The sequence below is a fragment of the Dysgonomonas sp. UBA7710 genome (genome assembly GCF_002482385.1).
Classification (GTDB): domain Bacteria; phylum Bacteroidota; class Bacteroidia; order Bacteroidales; family Dysgonomonadaceae; genus Dysgonomonas.
Genome location: NZ_DLFW01000020.1, coordinates 1 through 23,233 on the forward strand (window position 1 = coordinate 1; position 23,233 = coordinate 23,233).

At 36.2% G+C, this 23,233-nt stretch carries 14 protein-coding genes; 2 read left to right on the top strand and 12 right to left on the bottom strand.

Annotated elements, in window-relative coordinates:
- The first annotated feature begins 89 nt into the window (after positions 1-89).
- A complete protein-coding gene (locus B3317_RS06060; RefSeq protein WP_291109771.1) occupies positions 90-1,016 on the top strand; it encodes a tyrosine-type recombinase/integrase in 927 nt (308 codons plus the stop codon).
- Between the two features lie 532 nt (positions 1,017-1,548).
- On the opposite strand, the gene B3317_RS06065 is transcribed toward B3317_RS06060, so the two are convergent.
- From B3317_RS06065 to B3317_RS06120, 12 genes are all read right to left on the bottom strand, one after another.
- Positions 1,549-4,359, bottom strand: a complete 2,811-nt coding sequence (locus tag B3317_RS06065) for a M16 family metallopeptidase (protein WP_291109636.1) — start codon at positions 4,357-4,359, stop codon at positions 1,549-1,551.
- Positions 4,349-5,692 carry a MutS-related protein gene (locus tag B3317_RS06070; protein ID WP_291109638.1) on the bottom strand — a complete coding sequence of 448 codons (1,344 nt, stop codon included), beginning with the start codon at positions 5,690-5,692 and terminating at the stop codon, positions 4,349-4,351. Before B3317_RS06070 ends, B3317_RS06065 begins: the two co-directional genes overlap by 11 nt.
- A 13-nt stretch (positions 5,693-5,705) precedes the next feature.
- A complete protein-coding gene (locus B3317_RS06075; RefSeq protein WP_291109640.1) occupies positions 5,706-7,043 on the bottom strand; it encodes a MutS-related protein in 1,338 nt (445 codons plus the stop codon).
- A 38-nt stretch (positions 7,044-7,081) separates the two neighbouring features.
- Positions 7,082-9,412: a Gldg family protein gene (locus B3317_RS06080; protein WP_291109642.1), complete on the bottom strand. Its 2,331-nt coding sequence runs from the start codon at positions 9,410-9,412 to the stop codon at positions 7,082-7,084.
- A gap of 4 nt (positions 9,413-9,416) precedes the next feature.
- Positions 9,417-11,723, bottom strand: a complete 2,307-nt coding sequence (locus B3317_RS06085; RefSeq protein ID WP_291109644.1) for a Gldg family protein — start codon at positions 11,721-11,723, stop codon at positions 9,417-9,419.
- A 25-nt stretch (positions 11,724-11,748) separates the two neighbouring features.
- On the bottom strand, positions 11,749-12,687 hold the full coding sequence (locus B3317_RS06090; protein ID WP_291109646.1) for an ABC transporter ATP-binding protein: 939 nt from the start codon (positions 12,685-12,687) through the stop codon (positions 11,749-11,751).
- A gap of 100 nt (positions 12,688-12,787) precedes the next feature.
- Positions 12,788-14,455, bottom strand: coding sequence for a PKD-like family lipoprotein (locus tag B3317_RS06095; protein ID WP_291109648.1), 1,668 nt, complete (start codon positions 14,453-14,455; stop codon positions 12,788-12,790).
- Between the two features lie 10 nt (positions 14,456-14,465).
- The gene (locus tag B3317_RS06100) at positions 14,466-15,329 is read right to left on the bottom strand and encodes a DUF4843 domain-containing protein (RefSeq protein WP_291109650.1); all 864 of its coding nucleotides are present in this window, start codon (positions 15,327-15,329) and stop codon (positions 14,466-14,468) included.
- Positions 15,330-15,368: 39 nt separating this feature from the next.
- Positions 15,369-16,865 (bottom strand): RagB/SusD family nutrient uptake outer membrane protein, encoded by a 1,497-nt coding sequence (locus B3317_RS06105; RefSeq protein ID WP_291109652.1) that lies wholly within the window; start codon positions 16,863-16,865, stop codon positions 15,369-15,371.
- Positions 16,866-16,879: 14 nt separating this feature from the next.
- Entirely contained in the window at positions 16,880-20,182 is a 3,303-nt protein-coding gene (locus tag B3317_RS06110; protein WP_291109654.1) for a SusC/RagA family TonB-linked outer membrane protein, read from the bottom strand.
- 207 nt (positions 20,183-20,389) lie between these two features.
- A complete protein-coding gene (locus B3317_RS06115) occupies positions 20,390-21,580 on the bottom strand; it encodes a FecR family protein (RefSeq protein ID WP_291109656.1) in 1,191 nt (396 codons plus the stop codon).
- A 151-nt stretch (positions 21,581-21,731) separates the two neighbouring features.
- On the bottom strand, positions 21,732-22,280 hold the full coding sequence (locus B3317_RS06120; protein WP_291109658.1) for an RNA polymerase sigma factor: 549 nt from the start codon (positions 22,278-22,280) through the stop codon (positions 21,732-21,734).
- Positions 22,281-22,999: 719 nt separating this feature from the next.
- On the opposite strand from B3317_RS06120, the gene B3317_RS06125 reads away from it, so the two are divergent.
- Complete coding sequence (locus B3317_RS06125) at positions 23,000-23,233, top strand: hypothetical protein (protein WP_291109660.1); 234 nt, start codon at positions 23,000-23,002, stop codon at positions 23,231-23,233.

A 23,233-nucleotide genomic window follows, 5' to 3' on the forward strand; every position in this document is an offset into this window, starting at 1 on the left:
GGGAATCTCAAATTTGGAACATTAATCTTATTTTATACTCAAATCCTTTTGTGTATATTATTGTGATTAATAATAAAAATCAGATTAATATGGCAGAAAAAACAAAAATTAGTACAGTTATCAACCTATGGAAAGAAGACAAAAAGCATTATGTAAAAAAATCCAGTTATTCGGCTTATATGCTTCTAATTGAGAATCATTTATTGCCAACTTTTGGACATAAGCATGAAGTGCATGAAGCAGATGTTCAGGAGTTTGTATTTGCTAAGTTAGATGAGGGATTAAGTCAAAAAACGATTAAGGATATCTTGATTGTACTGAAAATGATCCTAAAGTTCGGCATGAAGAATAAAGTCTTCGAGTATCAGCAATTTGATATCCAGTTTCCAACAGAAAGAGAAAATAATGGGATTGAGGTGCTTAGTAAAAGCAACCAAAGAAAGATTATGAATTATGTACAAGAGCATTTTACATTCAAAAACTTAGGAATTTATATTTGTTTGAGTGCTGGAATACGTATTGGCGAAATTTGTGCTTTGACATGGAACGAAATTGATACGGATATGGGGGTTATTCACATTCGAAAAACGATACAGCGGATCTATATTATCGATGATTCTGACAGGCATACAGAACTTATCCTCGATAGTCCTAAAACCAAGAACTCTATTCGAGATATTCCAATGAGCCGAGATCTTTTAAAAATGCTAAAACCGATAAAAAAAATAGTGAACAACTCCTTTTACGTTTTAACTAATGACATGAAACCTACCGAACCACGTACTTACAGAAATTACTACAAACGATTGATGAAAGAGTTGGATATGCCAGAACTGAAATTTCATGGATTGCGTCATAGCTTTGCAACAAGGTGTATAGAGAGTAATTGTGACTATAAAACTGTTAGCGTAATTCTAGGACATTCGAATATCAGTACAACGCTGAATCTATACGTTCATCCTAATATGGAACAAAAAAAGAAGTGTATTGACCAAATGTTTAAAGGATTGAGATAACAGCATTTACAAAGAGGGTATTAAAAATATCTGAATATACCCTTTTTGTTTCTCACATCGACAATAGTTTATTAATTATTTACCAGTCGAGAAAATACAAGGTCATGTAGTATTTTGACAAGAATTTGCAAATGAACAGAAATATTCTTTTATCTTTGTCACAAGCTAATCAACCTGCTCTAAGTGGAGTAAATTGATGAAGTTATCTCGTTACTTATCTGTTACCTATCCTGAATCTATTGCGCTTTAACAAGTTGATTCAGAGAGGAGTAATTCAAAAACATAGGCTTGTTACTAAATCGTTACCTCTATAAATTTTGCTATTTGTAATTGATTGATAAAGAGTAGATAAAATCAATAAAACTGCTATTTGAAGGAAATTGCTAATATTTGCAGAATAAGCAAAAACTACATTGTCTAGGATATTAAAAAAAGGGATGAAGAGCCATCCTCAAAACATACTGAGCGTAAGTGTACTTAACTCCTGTTTCGAGGATATCAAGGAAAACTATTACTTTTCTTATCTCCTTTACTATATTGGGAACATAATAACTTCTATATAATTATCTTGATCCAGAATATCTTTTGCTATATTCTTTATGTCATTGGGCGTCATTGAATTTAGCAGATTGAGATAAAGCGTATAATTATCTTCACCATAGAAATTATAAGTATTGATAATAGATAACCAATAATTGTTGGTTTTTATTCTGTCTGCGTGATTTTTCTTAATAAACTCCAGAACCTTGTCGAAGTCAGTAAGCTTGGGACCTTCCTCTGCAATTCGTTTAATTTCCTGTAATGCTATTTTATTAAGATTTTCTACTTTACTTGAATCAGTCGTGTACGACATTGTCAGGGTAGTTTGTCCTAAAGGGAATTGTGATATTTCAGCATTTGAATTTACGCCATATGTTCCTCCTTCTTCTTCGCGAATCGTGCGGGTGAATACAAGATCTAATACCTGATTGAAAATATTGAGTGCTATTTTGTTCTTTTGATTATAATTCAACATGCCGGAGTAAAGGTTGTATACTGATGTTTTTGGTGTTTCCATATCTCGGGTGAAATGCACAATCGTCTTTCCTTTGTTAATTTTTAGATCGCGATCTTTTATACCTTTATTCTTATCACCTACAGGTAGTGTTGCCAGATATTGTTCGACTAGCGGGCGTAAAGTTTCTTCGTCGATTGTACCCACGAATGTAAATATAGCAGGAGCCGTGTGCTCAAAACATTCTTTATACATTTCAAACATTCGGTTATAATCCAAAGTCGCGATGTCTTTGATCTCTATATTCTTTGTACGAGGGTTGTCTCCGTACATTGCATGGCTGATGCTGTCTCTGAAGGCTACAGACGGCTGCATGCCTGCATTTCTGAGAGCATTTTTCAATTGTTCAGTATAAGCATCAAAAGCCTGTTTGTCTTGTCGTGGCGATGTGTACATTAAATAAACTAACTGTAGCGCTGTCTCAATATCCTTCTTGTTCGAACTCATGTTAACACCTTGTGTAATCTGTGTTATTGAGCATGCTGCATCTACCGATTTGCCCGCCAGTTTTTTGCCGATATTTACATTGTTGAAGTTTCCAAGTCCTCCGATAGACGGAATATTTGGGATAAGTGCAGCATTGAATATTTCGTGATCGTCGAATAAGGATATTCCTCCTGGAGAAACAGACCTCATCAATATCTGATCGTCTTTAAAATCGGTGTTTTTGAGAACTACTTTTACTCCATTTGAGAGTGTCCATGTTTTTGTGTCGAATTCCGATTCTTCTATTTTCACAATTTTGCCTTTTTCCGGTAATTGGCTTATTAATGGTTCATCTAAAGATTCCTCCTGATAAGGAGTGAGATTTCCTAGTTTCGTTTTCTTTATTAAAGCTACTAATTCTTCTGCCGAAGGGTATACTAATTGGTTTTTCTCGGGTCCGGTTACTACGATTGATAAATTGTTTGTCAGATTGATAGATTTAAAATAGTTGTTTAGCACTTCTGCATTGATTTGAGGTAGTAACTGTTTCATCAAACTGTACATTGTTTCAATACCCGGGATTGGCCCATCCGTTATAAAGCTGTTAACGTATTCGTTAGAATAAGTTCCGGTTCGTTGTTTGTCTCTATTATTATATGAGTTTTCGTATGCTTGCAGCAGATTCTCTTTTATGCGGTCTACTTCCGAATCGAGAAACCCAAATTTCTTTGCACGCTCACTTTCCCTTATCAGAGCCTCCAAGGCTTGTGTTATTTGGCCTTCTTTGCAGCTTGCGCTAATATTCCATGCCATTTTGGTTCGGGATACCAGAAAAGCCCCGTTTGAAACTGATGCGCGGAGAAAAGGGGCATCACTCTTTTGTGCAATTTCACTATATCGGGCACTAAGAATATGTGAAATAAACATATCAAGAATAGAGGAATAGACGCCTTGAATCGATTGCTTAAATTCCTTACTTTTAGTGTTATATTTGAAATGCAACGCTATACTGGTAGATGTTAGCTCAGGATCAGTTGCTATTATTGTTATTGGCTCCTCATTGTCAGGTACGGTATAATAAATACGTTCTTTTGCCTCTTTCAGTTTAGGAATATCGGAGAAAAGATTCTTAATCTTAGTTTCCACTTCTTTGGCATCAAAATCACCGACAACAATGATTCCTTGCAGATCGGGGCGATACCATTCTTTATAATAATCTTTCAGTTCCTGGTATTCGAAATTCTCCACAACGTCCATGCTTCCTATTGGCATGCGATTAGCATATTTACTGCCTTCGAACAAAACGGGTAGTATTTTATCCCATATGCGTGATCCTGCTCCGCTACGGTTTCGCCATTCCTCTTTGATTATTTTGCGTTCCTGGTCTATTTCTTTATTCTCGAGTGAAATGAACCCTGACCAGTCGTGGAGAATAAGCAAGCATGAATCGAGAATGCCGCTGCGGGTGATTGGTACATTCGAAAGGTTGTAAACTGTTTCGTCGAAAGAGGTATAGGCATTTACATTAGATCCGAATTGCACCCCATTTTTTTCTAAATAGTCGAGCATCGTTTTTCTTCCGGGATAATGTTTCGTCCCGTTGAAGGCCATATGTTCCAGAAAGTGTGCTAATCCTGCCTGTGAATCTTCTTCTTGCATAGAACCGACTTTTTGGGCAATATAGAAATCCGCTTGATTTTCGGGATAAGAATTTTTTCTGATATAATATGTCATACCATTGTCCAGCTTGCCATAAATGACAGCTGTATCTACTGGCAATTGAATTAAATCCTGCCCTTGAGCATATGAAAATACAAATAGAGCAAATAAACCAATTAAGAGCCTTCTCATATTATTTTTCATGTGTATTGTTTTTGATTAGTATATCTAATATGTTTTCGTTGTTTATGATCATCATACCATGTCTGTCGTTTGTGATTCCTTGAGATAATGTATATGTATACTTTGGCTTTCCATCCTCTATTCCCGTTGGCAAATAAACAAAATTTATGTTGCTGCATCTTTCTTTCAGGATATCAGCCGATTCTATAATATGAGTGGATATGATGAATATACTGTTTCTATTTTCGGCAAAAGCTTCCGTGATGGCTATAGTGGCATCATAGGCATCCTTTACATTCGTCCCGCGGAATAATTCGTCAAAAATCACAATCATATTTTTATAATGATTGATATTACCGGCAACCTTTTTCAACCGTAGTACCTCTGCGTAGAAATGGCTATATCCCTGATTCAGATTGTCTGGAAGGTTAATCGTTGTATACATGCCATTCCGTATCGAAAAAGTCATTTCTTCCGCGGGAACAGGAAATCCCAGATGCGCTAAGAACACAGCGATTCCAAAAGACTTCATGAAAGTAGATTTTCCGGCCATATTTGCACCTGTAAGAAAAATGACGTTATTTTCGGATATAACTTTTATCGTATTCGCTTTCGGACTGGTTAGTAAGGGGTGGAACAACCCTTTCATATCAAGAATATTATTATCTGCCGGTTGAGCTTCGGCAAACGCTAAATCCTTCTTCTGAGCCACTTTTGCTAGCGAAATGTATATATCTAGTTTATAAATAAATGACAATATCTTCCGCATATCTTTATTCATGTCATAACGAAATATAGTATCGTATATCTCTGCTTTTTCGAGTGATAGCTTTTTTGTCCCTGATTCGCTTTTTACGAATTGCAATTTCTCGTCCGATATAATTCTTTTTACGTCTTCTATTTCAGAAATGTCTGTGTCTGCTAATTCTCCGCTTGTCATTCCTTTAAGAAAGTCGTCGAGAATATTAATTACATCGATAAGACCTAGAATACTTTTTTGAATTGTCTGAAATTCCGTATCAGTTTGTATCAAGCGTTGAAGTTGTTTTTTCAATTTATTTTCGCTTGCATTAATCTGTGTACGGGTATCCGTATTGCTCAAGTAATATTCTATTGCGTCGAATATTGAGCCGTGAAAAGGGAAGTCTATTTGGAGTTTATAAAAATAACGAATAATAGCCTGTCTCTTATTTATGACATCAAGATTGTCCAGAGGATGGCGAAACATTTCTTCCAACAATATGCTGCCCCCTCTTGTTTGAGTATTGTTATAGATATTGAAAACTGAATTCTTCCCGTTTTTAGGAAAGATATTCAAGTCATCTATTGTTTGTTTGTCGATTATAAAACTCATGTCCTTATATAATTTATTTATCGAACTTAATCGTCTCTGATTTATCCTTTATGATTTCTACAATACGCTCGTTATTGATAATCATCATACCATGTCTGTCACTCGATATTCCCTGTTCTAATTTGTAGGTATATAGAGGTCTGTTATTGTCGAGTTTTGTTGGTAGATAAAGGAATTGTATATTATTATTGTTTAGCAATACTTCGCCGGCCTCTACGATATGGGTCGATATTATATATGCACAATTATCCCATTTGCCAAAGGCTTCGGTAACAGACACTGTTGCATCAAATGCATCCTTTACATTAGTCCCTTTAAACAACTCATCGAATATGATAAGCATATTCTTCGATTTACTTACTTCTTCTGCTACATGTTTTACTCGTAACACTTCAGCATAGAAGTGGCTGTATCCGAGAGCGATATTGTCAGGTACATTTATCGAAGTGTACATTCCATCCAACACAGAAAATGTCATATCCTTTGCAGGAACAGGAAATCCCATGTGAGCCAGATAGGTTGCTATACCATACGACTTCATGAATGTCGATTTACCTGCCATATTGGCGCCGGTAAGGAAAATGATATTCTTATTACGATTTATTGAGACAGAGTTCGAGACAGGGGTTTTCAGTGACGGGTGAAACAAGTCCTTAATCTGAGTGGAATGTTCTTCTTTAGGGATGGCACGGGCGTAACTCATTTTCTTCACACGGGCAGTCTTTGATACTGCTATAAAGACATCTATTTCGCTCAGAATTTCGATTAAACGACCGAGCTGGTATCTATAGCTGTACCGGAACAATTTGTCATACCTAAGAGTTTGGATAAAAGACAGATGTCCGAAATTTTGATTGGCTATTATGGCAGATAATTTATTGTCGAATATAGACTTTATTTCGTCTGATTGTGCTTGGTAAGGATTGTCGGATAAATTTATCTTGTCTATGAATTCCTTAACTATATTAAGCATCTTGGCCATAGAAACAATACCTTTTTGGATGATCTCGAAACTATTATCTCCTACAATAAAGAAATTTATCTTTTTACTTATTGTTCCTAAAACTGTACTTAACTTACTACCCGAAGAGCTTTCGATATACGAGATAACATCGCTATATAACGAATTGGGAACCGGAAATTCGATATCTATATCTTCGAAGTATTTAATAATGCTACTTCTTTGATTTATCTGCTCCGTATCTTGAAGAGGGGTCATAAACATTCTCTCTAATAAAAGTTCGCCCCGTCGTGTATGTGTTTGATTAAACAGATTAATTATTGAATTCTTTTTGAACTTACCAAGCAGGTTCAAATCTTCTTGTGTCTGTTTATCTATTATAAAACTCATCCTTTTTGTTTATTTAAGTTAGTTACTTAACCTAATAGTTAATGATTTTTCCTCCTTACAATGAGAATGATACCCATAAGAGCAAGTATGCCCGGAATAATAAAACTAAATACGTTCTTTATTATTTTTCGATCCGAAGTATCAACGAGTTTCAGCTCATTATCAGGGCCACTTTCGCGACTTGTATCAATAGGAAATTCCCCATTTGTAAACCATCTGAACGATTCTGTGATAAGAGCATAATTGTTAGTATTCATACCTAACCTGTTGACGGCAAATTCACCATTACTTATACAGTCGGCACTACCCATCACGATAATTCGTTGTCGTTTTTCATTAATGTTACGTTCCATCGCCAAAGCAAGTGGTACTGAGGTCAACGCTTTTTCTCCGTCGTTAGCATTCAATTCAGGGATCTCATCATCGAAATTTCTTATATTTCGTTCATTCCAGCAGAGGGTTGAATCGGAGATAATGCTATCCGTTGCAACTAACGGAATTAAAGTGAATCCTTTATCGGTCTGATAGCTTATACCTGACGTGCCGGGAAATGTTATTTTCTCTTTCTTCGCAGACATTGCCATAAATGTTTTAGAAAGCGACGCCCCTTCTTTTGTTATATTCCCGAAAATGAGATCAGGTGCAAAGTTTTCGCTTTTTTGTACCAATACTCCATCCATAAATTCTATGCCTAGCTGTTCTATGATAGGTTTCAGAAAATGAGTACGATTAGGTTTTGTGGCTATTAATAAGTTCCCTCCTTCAGCGATATATCTATTTATTTCAGCTACCTCAGTTTCATTATACTCGGATTTAGGATCGGAGATAACCAAAATATCCACATCTGAAGGAATTTTACTACCATCGCTTATGGATAAAGCTTCGGTATCAAAGCCCTGGCTAATGAGTGCATACCTGAATGTAAGGCTTTTTGCAAAGGTGAAATAATCGGCATCTGTCTGTCCATCGATACTGCGTTCGTTATGTCCGGTCAGAAACCCTACTTTTGGAGGTTTTACCGTCAGTCTTTTCATTGCCGCTGTTATCTCCGATTCGAGAGGTACTCTCATATTATCAAGATAGTTGCGAAGACGCACAGTACGACCATCTTCAGTTTCAATAATACGAGTGAAGCGATAATCTTCTTCGGCGAGCCCTTGTATTTGCTCACTCTCTTTATCTGACATGAAGTACCTAAAATTCAGTTTATAAACATTTGCCAGGCGTTCGGCTCTCTCTTTGCTTGTCAAACCCGCATCCTTTGGGTTTGTTGCCGGAAAACCCGGGGAGTCGTGGTAATAATATTGATAATTCATTTTTATATCCGGCTTAAATCGCATATATGATCGATATGCATTCAAGTCCGAGTTATAGTACTGAGGAAGCACCGACGTATAGTCGTTAGCAAAGAGATTTACATACGTTGTTATGGTTAGTCCCCCTTTCAATTTTGAAATGACCTCCTGACTATTTTTGGTCAATGTCTGGGACTTCATTTGAGTAGAATCGTGATATGCCATCAGTGAAGGACGGGAACTTATATATCCGACTACAACGATGACGAATATTACTCCAATGTAGCTCAGAGCTTTATATAATGATGCAATCTTACTCCTTTTATATCTTAGTTGCAGAACAGCAAAAGATAAAAACATTGAACTAATAATTATAAAATATAAAAGATGCTCGGAGCATATCAGTCCGCGAATAAATTCTGACGCCCTGCCTGAAATACATAACCAGAATGTTATGTCTCTGACCAATGGTATGGCCTGTCCTACTGTTCCCACATAGGTCAAGGCTGCCAATACAGCTAATGTCCCTATCGCTGCTACCGTTTGGTATGAGGTAAGCCCCGACATGAATAAGCCTATAGCAGAATAGGTACATGCCAATAAGTACAGACCGAGTATACCTGTAAGTACCAGAAATATGTCTATCGACTCTATTGTGAAAAAACCAAATAGTGCATAAATCAACAATGGTATCATCAAGACAGAGTTATAGACTGCGAGAGCAACATATTTCCCGATAACTATCTGATAATTATTTATCGGAGATGAAAATAACAGCTTTATAGAGCCTGTGTTTGACTCCCGGCTCATTATACCCATTGTCAGAAGAGGGATGTAGAGATACAGGTATTGTTGTATTCGGGGCAAAAAGCCCATCAGGTCATTAGAGTATATGGCTTCGGTAATACCTCCTCCTATAGCAAACCCTAACCCAAAGGACTTTACAATGGAGTTAAATATGTCTGAAAACTGTATACCGGTTTGTACCGTGAAGACAATTAACATCAACCATGCGATGGGAGAGTAAAAAAGAATCTTTAATTCGTTTTTGGCTATTTCAAATATTGTTTTCATTCTTTTATCTAGATTTTCTTCTCACTAATATTATTAAACCCAATACAAGAAATATGAAAGGATAAATACCGATGTATGCTATTCTGATATGAGGTATATGCTCCACATCCATGCTAAAAACATTGTCTATAGATGGTTTGGATGATGTTGATACAGGGTATCTTTCGCCTGACAGTTTCCGATAGTTTTCGATAGTCATCTCAAAGTTTCTGGAAAGGCTACCTCCTCTGCCTCTTATCAATTCGCTATTACTACAAAAGTCGGCATCTCCGGAGATCACTATTACCTGTTTTTTATTGTTTATCTCACGTGTTAGCTGTAATAGTGTCGTATAAGGTTTTATCTCTTCTCCTTTTTCCGGATTTAGCGTAGCTTTCTCCTCTATAAAATTCGTTGTATTCAATTCAATCCAGCTTTTAGTTGTGTCTGATGTTAGAATCGGTAATACATCAAATCCCTTGTCGGTAACATATTCCAAAGCTACTGCTCCTAACATGGTTATTTGGCTATTAGGTGTAGCTAATGCCTTATATTGTTTCGAAGAGTCGGCTGCTATCTTGGTAATCTTATTGTAGATAAGATTTTGGGCATCAGTTGAAACATTGTTAGCCAATATACCGTCCAGAAAGCGTACACCTAAAGACTCAATAAGAGGATTCATATTTTTTTGTCTGCCTACATCGCCGGCAATAAAAAGATTTCCTCCCTTGGCAATATATTCTTCTACTGCTTTCAGTTCGGCACTATCCAAAGGTATTCTTAAGTCTGCTATAACAAGAATATCTATTTCGCCTGGAATTTTTTTGGAACCGGACAATGATATTTCTTCACATTCGAATCCGTTATTGATTAGCGAATATCTGAATGTAATATCATTGGCATATAATGAATAATTGCGGTCTCCCGTTTTTACGATATCTCTTTCTCCATGTCCTGTAAGAAAACCAACCTTAGAAGGTGGTTCTATTAATCGCTTGAAAGCATTAGATATCTGATTTTCGCGAGGAAATACCTCCATATCGTCATATAAACGAAGAAAAGCCGATTTCCCATCTTGTGTTTCCAGCTTCCTTACGAAGCGATATTTCTCACTCGATAGGTCTGCCTCTTCTTTAATTTGATCGGGTGATAAAAACATTTCGCTATCTACCTCATATGTTTCGGCAAGGTTTTCAACAATCTCTTTGTCTGTTTTTCCCGGAAAACGTGCAGCTAGTCCTTCTTTGTCGGCATTCATGTAGTAGTATACATACTTCATCTTCAGATCGGGCCTGAAACGCAGGTATTTCCTGAATCTACGAATGTCATTATTCATATTCTCAGGAGTTCCGTAGTTAAAATACTTATCCATCAGGTTGACATAAGTAGTTATTTGCGTATTTTTCCCTATTTCGCGCATTATTTTCTGACTATTCTCCGACAAGGTATTGCGTTTTGTCCGTGAAGAGTCATAGTATACCATAAATTGAGGGGTGGAAGAAATGTATCCTATTATTATAACGACAATATATAGCAAAACATATTGATTGAACCTACGCGACTTGCTTAAGCTATTTCGTTGATTATACATTCGTAGTATGGTAAGGATCAGGAATAGAACCGAAATGGTAATAAAGTAAATAATATCTTCGCTACACACCAGGCCATTTATAAATTCATCGCATCTCCCATTGATGGACAACCAGTAGGTTATGTCCCGAAGCCAAAGATATTGCTGCCCTAAGCCTCCTACAAAATTGAGGATGGCAAAAAGAGCCATTGTAGCTATAGCGGCTACAGGTTGGTACGAGGTTAATGATGACATATACAATCCAATGGCGGCATAAGTTGCAGCCAGCAGATACAACCCTAACATTCCGACAAGTACTTGAGGATAGTCAAAATTATTGATTGTAAGGGGCCCTAATATGACGAATGCAAATAAAGATGATATAAGTATCAATAGATATATCATTATGGACAGATACTTACCCAGTACTATTTTGGTATTATTGATGGGGGAAGAGTATAGTAGCTTTATTGAACCTTCGCTAACTTCCCTGCTCATTAAGCCCATTGTGAGTAATGGAATGTAAAGAAATAAATATTGCTGGACTTTGGGGAACAATCCGTATGTGCTGTCGTTGAAAAAGATGTAAGACAGATAACTTATTTTTCGTCCCGATGCAGCAACCGTAGTAGCTATATTCTCAACAATATCTGAAAAAAATATACTACTCTGAATAATAAAGACAATGAGCATCAGCCATGCAATAGGTGAGTAAAACATTATCTTGAGCTCATTTTTCGCTATTGTAAATATGATTTTCATTCAGCTTTAATTATTTATGATTGGATCATGGTTTCTTTGCTTTATTAGATAATTCAGCAAATATCTCATCCATTGATATTTTTTCTAAGGTTATCTCATTCAATATCCAACCTTTATGTACACTCTTTTCTACTACACGTGCGGTAATATCCGGATCGCCATCAAAAGAGACTCGAAATCGTGACTCGAAATCAGAGATACTTTCTACTTGTATTATTCCGGGGATTGACTCCAGTTCATCGATAGACGGGGTGTGTAGAAAAGAAACTACAAAAGTATTAGGCTGTAAATAATTGTCGAAATCGTTGATTGTTCCTGAGAATATGAGACTACCATTCTCTATCATTAATATCTGGTCGCATATGGCATGAACTTCAGATAATATGTGTGTTGACAGCAATACAGCATGTTCTTTAGCTATATTGCCTATCAGATGACGTACTTCTAATATCTGATTAGGATCGAGTCCGTTTGTTGGTTCATCCAATACAACAAATTTAGGATTATGTATAATGGCTTGTGCAATACCTAACCGTTGTTGGTATCCTCCCGATAAATTGCGTATCAAACGCCGGCTAAAATGCGATATTCCACATTTTTCCTTGACTTCTTCTACTGCTCTTTTTATCTGAGATTTATCCATCAGACGTAGCTTTGCGCTATATGTAAGGTATTCATCTACATTAAGATCTCCATATAATGGCGGCTTTTGTGGCAAAAAACCGATATTTTTTCTTGCCTCTACCGGATTCTCTTTCGTGTTGATGCCATCAATGAAAACATTACCTTCTGTCTGGTTTAGCACCCCACATATAATATTCATTGTCGTTGATTTTCCTGCACCATTCGAGCCTAACAGGCCGAGTATGCCTTTTTGATCTATTTCGAAATTAATGTCCTTTATAGCCCATTGCAGATTGTAGCGGTGCGATAAGTTCTCTACTTTTACAATTGTTTTTTCCATGTAATTTTAAATGTATTGGGGTAAAATCTCTTACTTGTATTCTACCCCAATGAGTTGAAGTATAGAGTGATGTGCAAAATGAATTGCCGTTGGATAAGTGTCAATAACCGATTGTAATAACGTCTAGTATTTTACCGAAACCTGCATATGAAAGCGCCTGTGACGGGTCGAGAGTTCCAATACCAGTCTGGGTAATAGGAATAACATATACTTTGCCTTCTGAATTGGCATTTTGTGTTGTTACAATAAGAGCCTTATTATGCCATGGCAGTGGTTGCACAGACGGTTCCGAACCGCTTGTCATAGACATGTCGTTGGTAAAGTGCCCCTGTTGATATAATTTGGCTTTAGTAATCTTTTCACCTCCTGTTGCGGTATATTTTGCAACAGTCTGTACAACAGCGTTATTTCCCGCTCCATAGGTTATGGCATATATTCCACTCTCAGTAGCTACATAAAGTACGTATGAGTTTTGGAAAAAGAAAACCGAAATAGCATTGTCCAGTAGCGTTTTGCCTTCATTTGGAATGTAATATCTGTTTCCCGCCGAAGCCGGTACCTCGGGTGAAATTTCGGTATATTCTGTCCAATCGTCATTCCAGTAGCCTTCTTGTTCCTTATACTGATTTAATGTGTATATGGTATATTGCCCTGTCACATCATCCTTAAGCAGGAATGTTCCTATCTTTTCATCTTCGGATATAATACCGGCTATAGCGCTTTTACCTGTCAGTGCATTTGGGTCGAACTGGCTGTTTGCCTGATAATATGAAAGCTGCGCACTACCAAAGGCTGGAATACCTGTATAAGATACAAATCGTGCCTGCTCCTTATCGTACCAGATTGTGTGATTGTATGATATATTTCTGGAAGAATTCGAAGCAATAATATTATTATTTGGCTTACTATTGCTGGCAATCGCGTCGTACCAACCAAAACTATTTGTGGAAGTCCGCATCAAATTGTAGAATCCTGTAGTAGTATTGGCAAAAAGCATTTGTGATGCACAAAAGAAAGACTTGAATTCCAGATTATCAGGTTTATATGTAATAATTGATTCATCCCGGGTATTACCGGTTATCGAGAAATCCTGACAATCGAATCTACAGGCATCTCCGTCTTCGGTAACCGCCCAAACCTGATTTGTATGTGAACTCATCTCAGGGTAGCCCAATACTTCGTAGGTCAAAGAAGATATCAACCCATTATAAGCCTCCCCGTTAGCATTCGTTAATATTGTTCTATAAATGGTTTCATCCTTATTATAATTTGTAGTAAATGTGCGATTGAGGATTAATGAAAGATCAGAGCTTACTCCGTCTTTACTGTCAGCTATTAATAGTCCGTCAATAAAAGAGCTTTGCACATGTATATACCACCTGTTTTCGTATTGAAGATTATTATTTTCCGTATCAGTTACAGTTAATTTCAGGACATAATATTCTATGTCGATAGGCCTTGAAATAATGGCATGTAACTCTTTTTCTGTACTAAGTAATTCATAATCGGGGTTTGCGTTCCCGGATGTTCTCGACAGATACCATTTATAGTTAAGATAATCTACATTGCTGTTATTCCCGACAGATATTGCAGGAGTTAACGACAATTCTTCTTGATACCCAACGTATATATTAGGACTTGTTCCTGATACGTCTATTACTACCTCACCAATGTTATCTGTAGCAAAAGTGCTTTTATCGTCATAACATGAATAGAAAGTTACTATCCATAATGCGAAGACTATATATATAAGTTTACTTTTTCCCATAATATTTCTTTTAATAAGTTCGAGCTTCTATCAGTTGCCCTTTCAGTCCTCCAGCATCATGAACCAGAGGGCTATCGGGATGTTCCGCATTATATTTCTCAATATAGGTTTTCAGTTTCAACGCGTAAGACTTGTATGAATTGTCGCTATATATCATATTATAACGGGGTAAATATTTATAAGAACCATAGGCCGTAGAGTTGTATTTACTTCCGTGTACGCTATAATCATCCCAATCGTTCCAGCTAAGAGCTGCAACAATGGCCTTAAGAGCATTAGGACTATAGTTTACCGTGCTGGTACTAACAAAATTAAGACTGCTTAATATCAACATATTATATGTTCTGATGAAATTGGTATTAGTCGGCGCAGGTATTGAGTTATTCCACGAAAAGTAAGCTTTTAGATATTGGGCCGGGCCGACATGTAATCCATCTGATGCCTCAAGAGTTAATGATACTGCATATGTTTCTTCATTCAAAGCCTCGAGATTGTACAACTTAAAACGTATATATCCTTTTATTTCTTTAGCAGGGATCACAGCTTCTAAGATTTCGTAAGAATCTGTGGGAGCGGAAGATTCTTCATTAACCTTAAACGTAATTTTACGGTCGTAATCCGTTGTTGTCCCGATAAGCATTACCGGCAGATCATATATGGAATCTGTAGCAAAAGGATCTTCCACAAAAGAACATGCTGCAATAAATTGTTGCGTTTGACTATCATAACCTGAAGGTTCTGAGTTTGAAAGAGCATTTACCGGAAATCTGATAGCGTTATGCTTTTCTTCGTAATATTTTATATCGTCTTTTTCACAGCTGATCAATATACAGCATGAGAAAAGCAAAAAGACTAATTTATGTATTTTCTCCATAATTATCTGTTTATATAAGTCATTGAACTTGTCCGATGTTTATTGAAATTCCGGATTTGGAAGTACATATTCGTTATCCGTCATTATCTCAGGTTTATTAGGCACATCTATAGTACCCGTTCTTTTATAGTAGTAAAACATTACCCCTTCCGACAAGTATTCTTTTCTATATTCTTTCCTTATTTCGCTTACTACCTCATCTTTATCTAAGTCTTCTAATTTCAGATAAACTCCGCGCCTTTCTCTCATTGTATTAAGGAGAGACATAGCTTCATTCAGATCAGGAGTTGTCTTTGTTGCATAGCATTCCGCAGCTATATAATATAGTTCAGGGATACGTATCATCGACACTTTGCTTTTATAAGAATCGCTCAAATTAGATTGATAGACTTTTAAAGGTACATAACCACGCGAAGATGTATTAGGATTGGTATTTTGAACTAATAATTTTGAATAGCGAACATCAGATACTTCATTTTCATATATTGCAGGGGCTTCACTTTCCGATATATACATTGCAGAATAATCTGTATCTTGATATACAGGACGGATATAGTTTAAAATCTTATTCTGAAGGGTGGATACATTTAATCCAAATAGGTTTTCAACCGCTAACGATGAATTGGAAGCCCCAATTTCATTAGCATCCAAAGGAATAAGAGTTGTTAGCAATGTGTTTAATACTACTCCTCCGTTTTCAACTAAAGATATAACTTCCGTGGCAGCACTCAGAGCTTTGGCCTTACTGTCGTTACTCCCTTCCCAAAGTAATACTCTCGCTTGTAATCCTTTTACAGCGTAATAATTCATCCGTAGAGTTCTATTACTGAAAAAGAGATCGCTGTTTACTTCCGAATAAAACGATTCGTCGTGAACTTTTGTTATCGGATCATACTCTTTGAGCAACGATTCAGCTTCATTCAGGTCAGCCATTATGAGATTAAATGTTTCTCTTCCGGATAATCGCTGTGTCGCGTTTGGAGATACCGTTTTTACATATGGTATAGTTAACTTTTCGTTTAACTCGGATGCTCTGTTTTCCCAATCTCCATATCCGTATAATCTTAAGAGGTCGAAATGCATATAAGCGCGAATAGCAAGTAATTCACCTTTTATCACGTGATAGTTGATATCGTCAAGTACCGGGCGATTTTTTTCTATATATATAAGGGCTTCATTTGCATTTACAATAACATTATACGATTTTGCCCATATATTACTAAAGGCTTCGTTAACATCTGTTGTCCCATAAGTATAGTTGAACAGGCGGTAATCGAAAGTAGTAATGCTGGTAACGGGAACCGACTGAAACTGGTGCGCCAATATTTCAACCATATGCCATGACAGATATTTTCCATACAAGTTATCGTCTGTCATTGCTACATAACAACCAATGAGAGATTGTTGAAAACCCGTAACTGTACTATAATGATCCTCCCCTCTAATTTCTGATTTAGGTGTTACGTCAAACCAATCGTTACACGAAGAGAATGAGAAGATTATTGTAACCAATATGCTTAATGTTATTTTTTTCATTTTGAGATCGTTTATTAAAATGTTCCGGTTAATTGTAATGACATATTCCGAGCAAAGGGATATGATAATCCTCTTTCTATCTTTATAGAAGAGAATGTCGCAACATCATTCATATAAAAAGTAAGTCTGAGCCTCTTCATCTTAAGTTTTTCGTAAAATGATGATGGAACTTCATAATATACACTTAGAGATGATATACTTAACTCTTTTCGGTCTTGAACAAAGCGGCTGGTAGGATATGTAATCTGATCCGCTTGAAATTTCTTAAATTGCGTTACCTGTCCAGGTGTTTGCCAACGACCAAGAAATACCCTTTGGTCTACATTATAAGAGATATCAGCTTCGTCAACCCGTTGAACCAGAGTGTAATTATACATTTTCCCTCCTGTCCAATAACTTAAGGTAGCATTCACTCCTATACCGCTATATTCGGCTGTGAATCCAAGAGTTCCTCTAAATTTCGGATCTTGATCTCCTATCGCAACCAGATCATCATTACTATGTGTATAGGTGTATGTTCCATCTTTCTTTATAAAGATTTCACGTCCTGTTGCAGGATCTATCCCGGCCGATGGCACAACCCACAAGGTATTCATGGAATATCCATCCTCATATAATGTTAATGGACGTGACGTTTTTGTTTGCTCTTTTACGGTAGTGTTGTAATCTTTCAAACTTTCAGACAGATTAACCACCTTATTCTTGTTGTGAGACAACGTTCCATAAATGTTTAGGAAACCTTTGTTATTTTGCCATACAGTATAGTTGACCTTAGCCTCTATACCCGTATTTCTTACTGCACCTAAATTGCCTTTCACTGTAGAGAAGCCGGTAGATGTCGGCGTTGTTACATCTGTCAATAAATTCTTGGTATCTCCTACATAGTAGTCAAAAGTTAGATTTAACCCGTAAATCTTAAGATCGAGCCCCATATCATAATCTTTCTTTTGTTCCCATTGTAAATATGGGTTAGCCATATTGCTCAGATAAGATCCTGTTATGCCTCCATATACTACATTTGTATTATATTTATATGTTGCTATAGATTCGTTGGTGTTAAATTTCTGATTACCGGTGGTACCTACCGAACCACGTAATTTCATAAACTTAACAGGATCTACTCCTTTGAAGAAGCCTTCGTTATGTAGATTCCATCCTAATCCAAAAGACCAACTATTAGCCCATCTTTTATCTGCCCCATAAAGCGATGAAGCACTTTGACGAACTGTAACGTCTGTTGTATAGCGGGTGTCATAGTCGTAAGATGCCGATATAAGGAAACTGGCTTCTCTGTTAATTCCTGATATCCCATTAGGCGTAGTGCCGAGAGCAAACTGCCTGGCAAATGTAATATCTGCGGTCTGATTGTTTGAGAAACCTTCGGCGGAGTATTCGTATCCCTCATATTGTCTGGATGCTATCTCAGCTCTACCAACTGCAAACACTGAATGTTTGTCGAAAGATTTGTTGAAGTGTAAGGCAAAATCACCCGACACTGAACTGTTTTTCCCATTCTCCATAGTGTAAGAACCTCGCCTGACTAAATTGTCTCCCAAATAGTTTGCAAACTTGGAATGTAGAGCCGGGTAAAAACTGTCCGCATCGTTTCGTTTATTTGATATGCCAATACGTAGTGTTGCCTTCAGGTCTGGATTTACTCTCCATTCGGTTTCGAAATTATTAATAAATTCAAGGTAGGTGGAAACAAGACTTGTGCCTATAGTGCCGTCGTATAATGGGTTAGCTACTTTCGTTTGTCCGTCTATTGAAGCCCAACGCAATATCTGCCCATTCTCGTCAGTAGCTCTCCAATAAGGATTAAGGACTGTGTAAGCAGAAAAATCTCCATATGGGGAGGCTTGTCCTTTGTTCGATAAGATTGTAAATATATTTCGGAACAATAAACTATTCTTTCGGTAAGAAATATTTGCACTACCTGAAATATTACGGCGATACGAATCTTTCATTACCCCATCTACTTGATTATATGTCATATCGAGATATGCACGAAGGCTACGTGAGTCTCCTAATTCTAAGCTTATATTATGTTTTTGGCCAACTCCTGTCCGTAAAGGTTTAGATAACCAGTAAGTATCAAATCCTTCCATTGCAAGTTTTTTGCGGCTATTGTATAGTTGAGTCAGTTGCGCTTGAGTAGCATCATCGGAACTTGTATAAAGTCCTTCAGCTAATTCTACGTCCAATTTCTCGAGAGAATTGGTCAAATTATAACTATTCAAATCAGGGACCTCCAAAGAGATACTTCCGTTATATGTTACAAGTTGCTGATTTCCTTCAACACGCTTTGTTTCTATTACAATCACTCCATTTGCAGCTTTAGAACCATACATCGCTTTTGCCGAGGCGTCTCGAAGAATTGTCATGCTTTCTACCCGATTCATATCCAGGTCTACGATGTTTTCCACCGATGTTTCGAAACCATCGAGGATAAACAGGGGTTGATTAGGCTGGTTCTGATATTTACTTCTGAACGAATTAGTTTCGGTCAAAGGCAGGCTGGATGTACCACGCATAGATATTGTGGGCATAGAGTTTGGGTCCGATCCCATTGTAAGATTGTCGGGGATATGTACCGATGGGTCTAATAGTTTCAAACTTTGAAGTACGTTCTGATTTCCTACACGAGCTAAATCTTTATTCGATAGGGTTGTCACTGATCCGGTAAAACTTTCAGCCGTACGTTCGAACATACCTGTAACAACCATGTCTTTCAACTCTAGTGTATTCGGTTCTAATCTAATCAGACCCGCATCCCGAATCTTTACTATCTTAGGCTTGTAGCCCATATAACTAACTATTAGTTGCGCCCCAATGTCATTTGTTAAAACAGTAAAAGCTCCGTTATCATCTGTTACAGTTCCGATATTCGAACCTTCTACATGAATGGTTGCACCAATAAGTAATTCGCTGGATTCGTCTACTACAACGCCTTTTACTGTAAACGGTGTTTGCCTTGGGCTCATTGTATTGGCTGTAGATGTAGTTGATTTTTTATAGATAATAACCTGCCGTCCGCTGATAGCGTAACTATTGGCTGAATTGGCAAAGAGCACATCCAGGATTTGGGAGATAGTTTTATCTTCAAATTTCTGATTGATCTTAGAAGATTCTTTTACAACGTTGTCTTCATAAAAGAACAAATATCCACTCTGCTTTTCGAGTTTGTTCAGAGCTGATTCTAACGATTGGTTTTTAAATTCGATTGTAATTTTCGAAACGGTCTGACTTTCATTTGCGTCTATAGAAAGTGTACTGAAAAATAGACAGCAAAATAGAAATAAAGTCTTAATGACCATCTTCCTGAAAAGAAAGGAAGGTCTAAAGTTTTTTTTCCTAAAATAATTCATAAATTTGTATGATTTCTAATTTGTTATACAATTATTGTATAATTAAGATTTGGCGGGTAATATTGGGAGTATTACTCGCCTTTTTCTCTAAATGCCTCTTTGTTACGTTAGGTTTTCTTTCTGTTTCTTACTTAATTCTATTTTGGGGGTTATATTTTATTTAAACTGATATTCGTTGTCTACATATATACACGTTAGCGATGTCGTTAACGAGATATCATAAAGAACCGCATTGATATCGTCCTTAAGATCAAGACTTCCCGAACAAATTTTATCTTGAGATAGTGAATCGCAACGGATGGTAACACCATAGTATTTTGCAACACGAGACAAAATGTTTTTTAAAAATTCTTTTTTGAATCGGTAGATACCTTCCGTCCAAGATATATGGTTTTCAGGGTTGACTGTCGTAATTGTAGATTCATCTCTGTCAATATAATATTGTTGATTCGGTTTTAGTATAACATCTGAAACATTCGGTTGATGAGATATAACTTTCACAGAACCCTCTACCAAAACAATTGATTTGCTAGTTTCACTTTCGTATGCACTTATATCAAAGGTTGTCCCCAGTACTTGTAATGAGAGGTTATTAGTTCTAACTATAAACGGTTTATCTTCATCGTGTGCTATTTTTGCATAGATTTCACCATCTACATATATTTCTCTCTTGTTACCGATGAACTTATCGGGATAAATAACTCGGGTACCGGCATTGACTATAATTGAGCTTCCGTCTATTAAGTCTATTTTGGATCGTTTTCCGCGAGGTACAATCAATTGCAGATAGTTTACTTTGTACAAATCATATTCCACAATAAGGTCATTATTTACATGAACTCCTCCTTGGGTGTTTTTTATGTGCACACTATCTGATACTATCTTTATTTCGTTACTATCATTTACAATAAGCTCAACTTCGTTGCCCGAAGGTGATATCCTTGACGCTTTACTAAAATTATAGTCGCTTGCCAATATTTCAGTATTATTCTGAAGCGGGATTTGTTTGTCAACGAATAAAAATAGGCCAATGAAACATGCAACGGCTGCAGCCGAATAGGCTATATATAGTTTTACCTTCTTCTTCTGGGAGTTAATAGTATTTGTGGTATTTATTCTATTCCACAAAGCATTGACTTCATTGTCTATATCCTTAGGACTGCTGCTATAAGATGGATTTATTAATGCATTCTTAGCCTTATTAAATTCATCTATGTCTACCAATCCATCTTCAATTAACTTATTCCAAAAAAGATCTGTTTTATCAGTTGGGTTTAGTGTCGAAGCGATAAAGAAATCGTCCTTCAGAAAATCCGAGATATTATTGTACTGATATTTTTTTGTCATTAGTAATAATTACGATTGTTACCCCTTTTTCTTAATAGGACAAAAAAAACGTCAAAAAGTACTCATTATTTTTTGTTTTTTTCAAGAAAATACTTTCAGGGGCATTATAAAAGACAGGAATATGTCTTTTTTATAAAAAAGTAGAATATTGTTAATCAGCCGAAAACTCGGACTTTATTTTTTTTATTGCACTTTGTACAATGTTTTTCACTGATTGTATATTAATGTTCATTAGCTTACTTATTTGGCTATAGCATAAATCATCTTCGAATTTATAGCGAATAGCCTCCTTTTGACGTAATGACAAAATAGAATAATATTTAAGTATTAATTCTTTTCTATATAGAGATGATTCTTGCTTAATATACTCTTCTTCGGTATCAGGTCCCTTTTTTATGGATGAGTCCATATTTTCGATAGGCTCAAAAGCTATTGTGCGTGAATAGTTTAGTTGGTTTATTAAATCGTTTTTAAGAGCAATGAAGAGGTACAACTTTATATTGTGTATATGAGATAGTTTTGACCGATTATTGTAAAGTTTGACGAAAATATCATGAATAGAGTCTTCTATCAACTCCTTGTTAGTAGTAAAATGTAAAGCGTATATATACATCTGCTTTGCGTATAGCTCATAAATTTTTGCATAGGCATATGTATCGCCATTCAAAAAATCCATCCAAACAGAATTATCTTTATTCATAGGTGAATATTTACGCAGTTATACAATTCTTTATGCAAACTTATAAAAATTGTTGGAATTACATCCATTTTACAAAGCTATGCAGGTTAGAAGCAATAAGCAACAAAAAGAAACTATTTAACTGTGTAATCTATCTTAATTAACAAATTTAATATACAAAAGCAGAAATATGTACAATTTGATTATTTGCTTTTAATTTAAGTGTTATTTCTTCTTCACGACTTTTAGAAGAAAAATAAAAAAACTAAAAATATCACAATATTCTGATATTCAATATTTTATTTAATACCTGTAGTTTTTTGCTTCTCTCAGAAACAAAAGCTTGTAAAAAACACATATCAACCTCTTATAAAACATGGCAGAAACCAAAATACTGCCACAAATTTGAAAACCAGAATATGATAACAAATGAGGGATAACATTTCAGAAGATTTCCGGATCACTTGATGCAACTGACTTTCAGTAATGGAAGTCAGTCTTTTTATTTTATCTCTGTAGCCTTCATTAATCATTGAGGATTGTATCTACAATCTTGTTGGTACAGCTTCAAATACTATAGAATATAGAAGCCCTTTATTCTTCTCTCAATTAATTTTTAAACAGACTCTAAGAAAAAATATAAAAAATAGATGTTAATATAAATGAAACCTCTATCTTCGTTCTATTCTTTAGCTTAAAATGCATCCAGCATTATATATCTAAATTAACGCCATTAGCCGATGACTGTAGGGAAATACTTTGCTTTCGACGGGGCTGTAAAGGAAATACACCCCTTAGGTGCAGGACTTATCAATGATACTTTTTTTGTAAAGATTGTAGGAAATAGCCCGAAGTATATACTGCAAAAGAAAAACAAGAATATCTTCAAGGACGTTTCAGCTATGATGGATAACATCCGTAAGGTAACCAGTCATCTGAAAGAAAGAAATTGGATAATAAACCTTCAAATATAA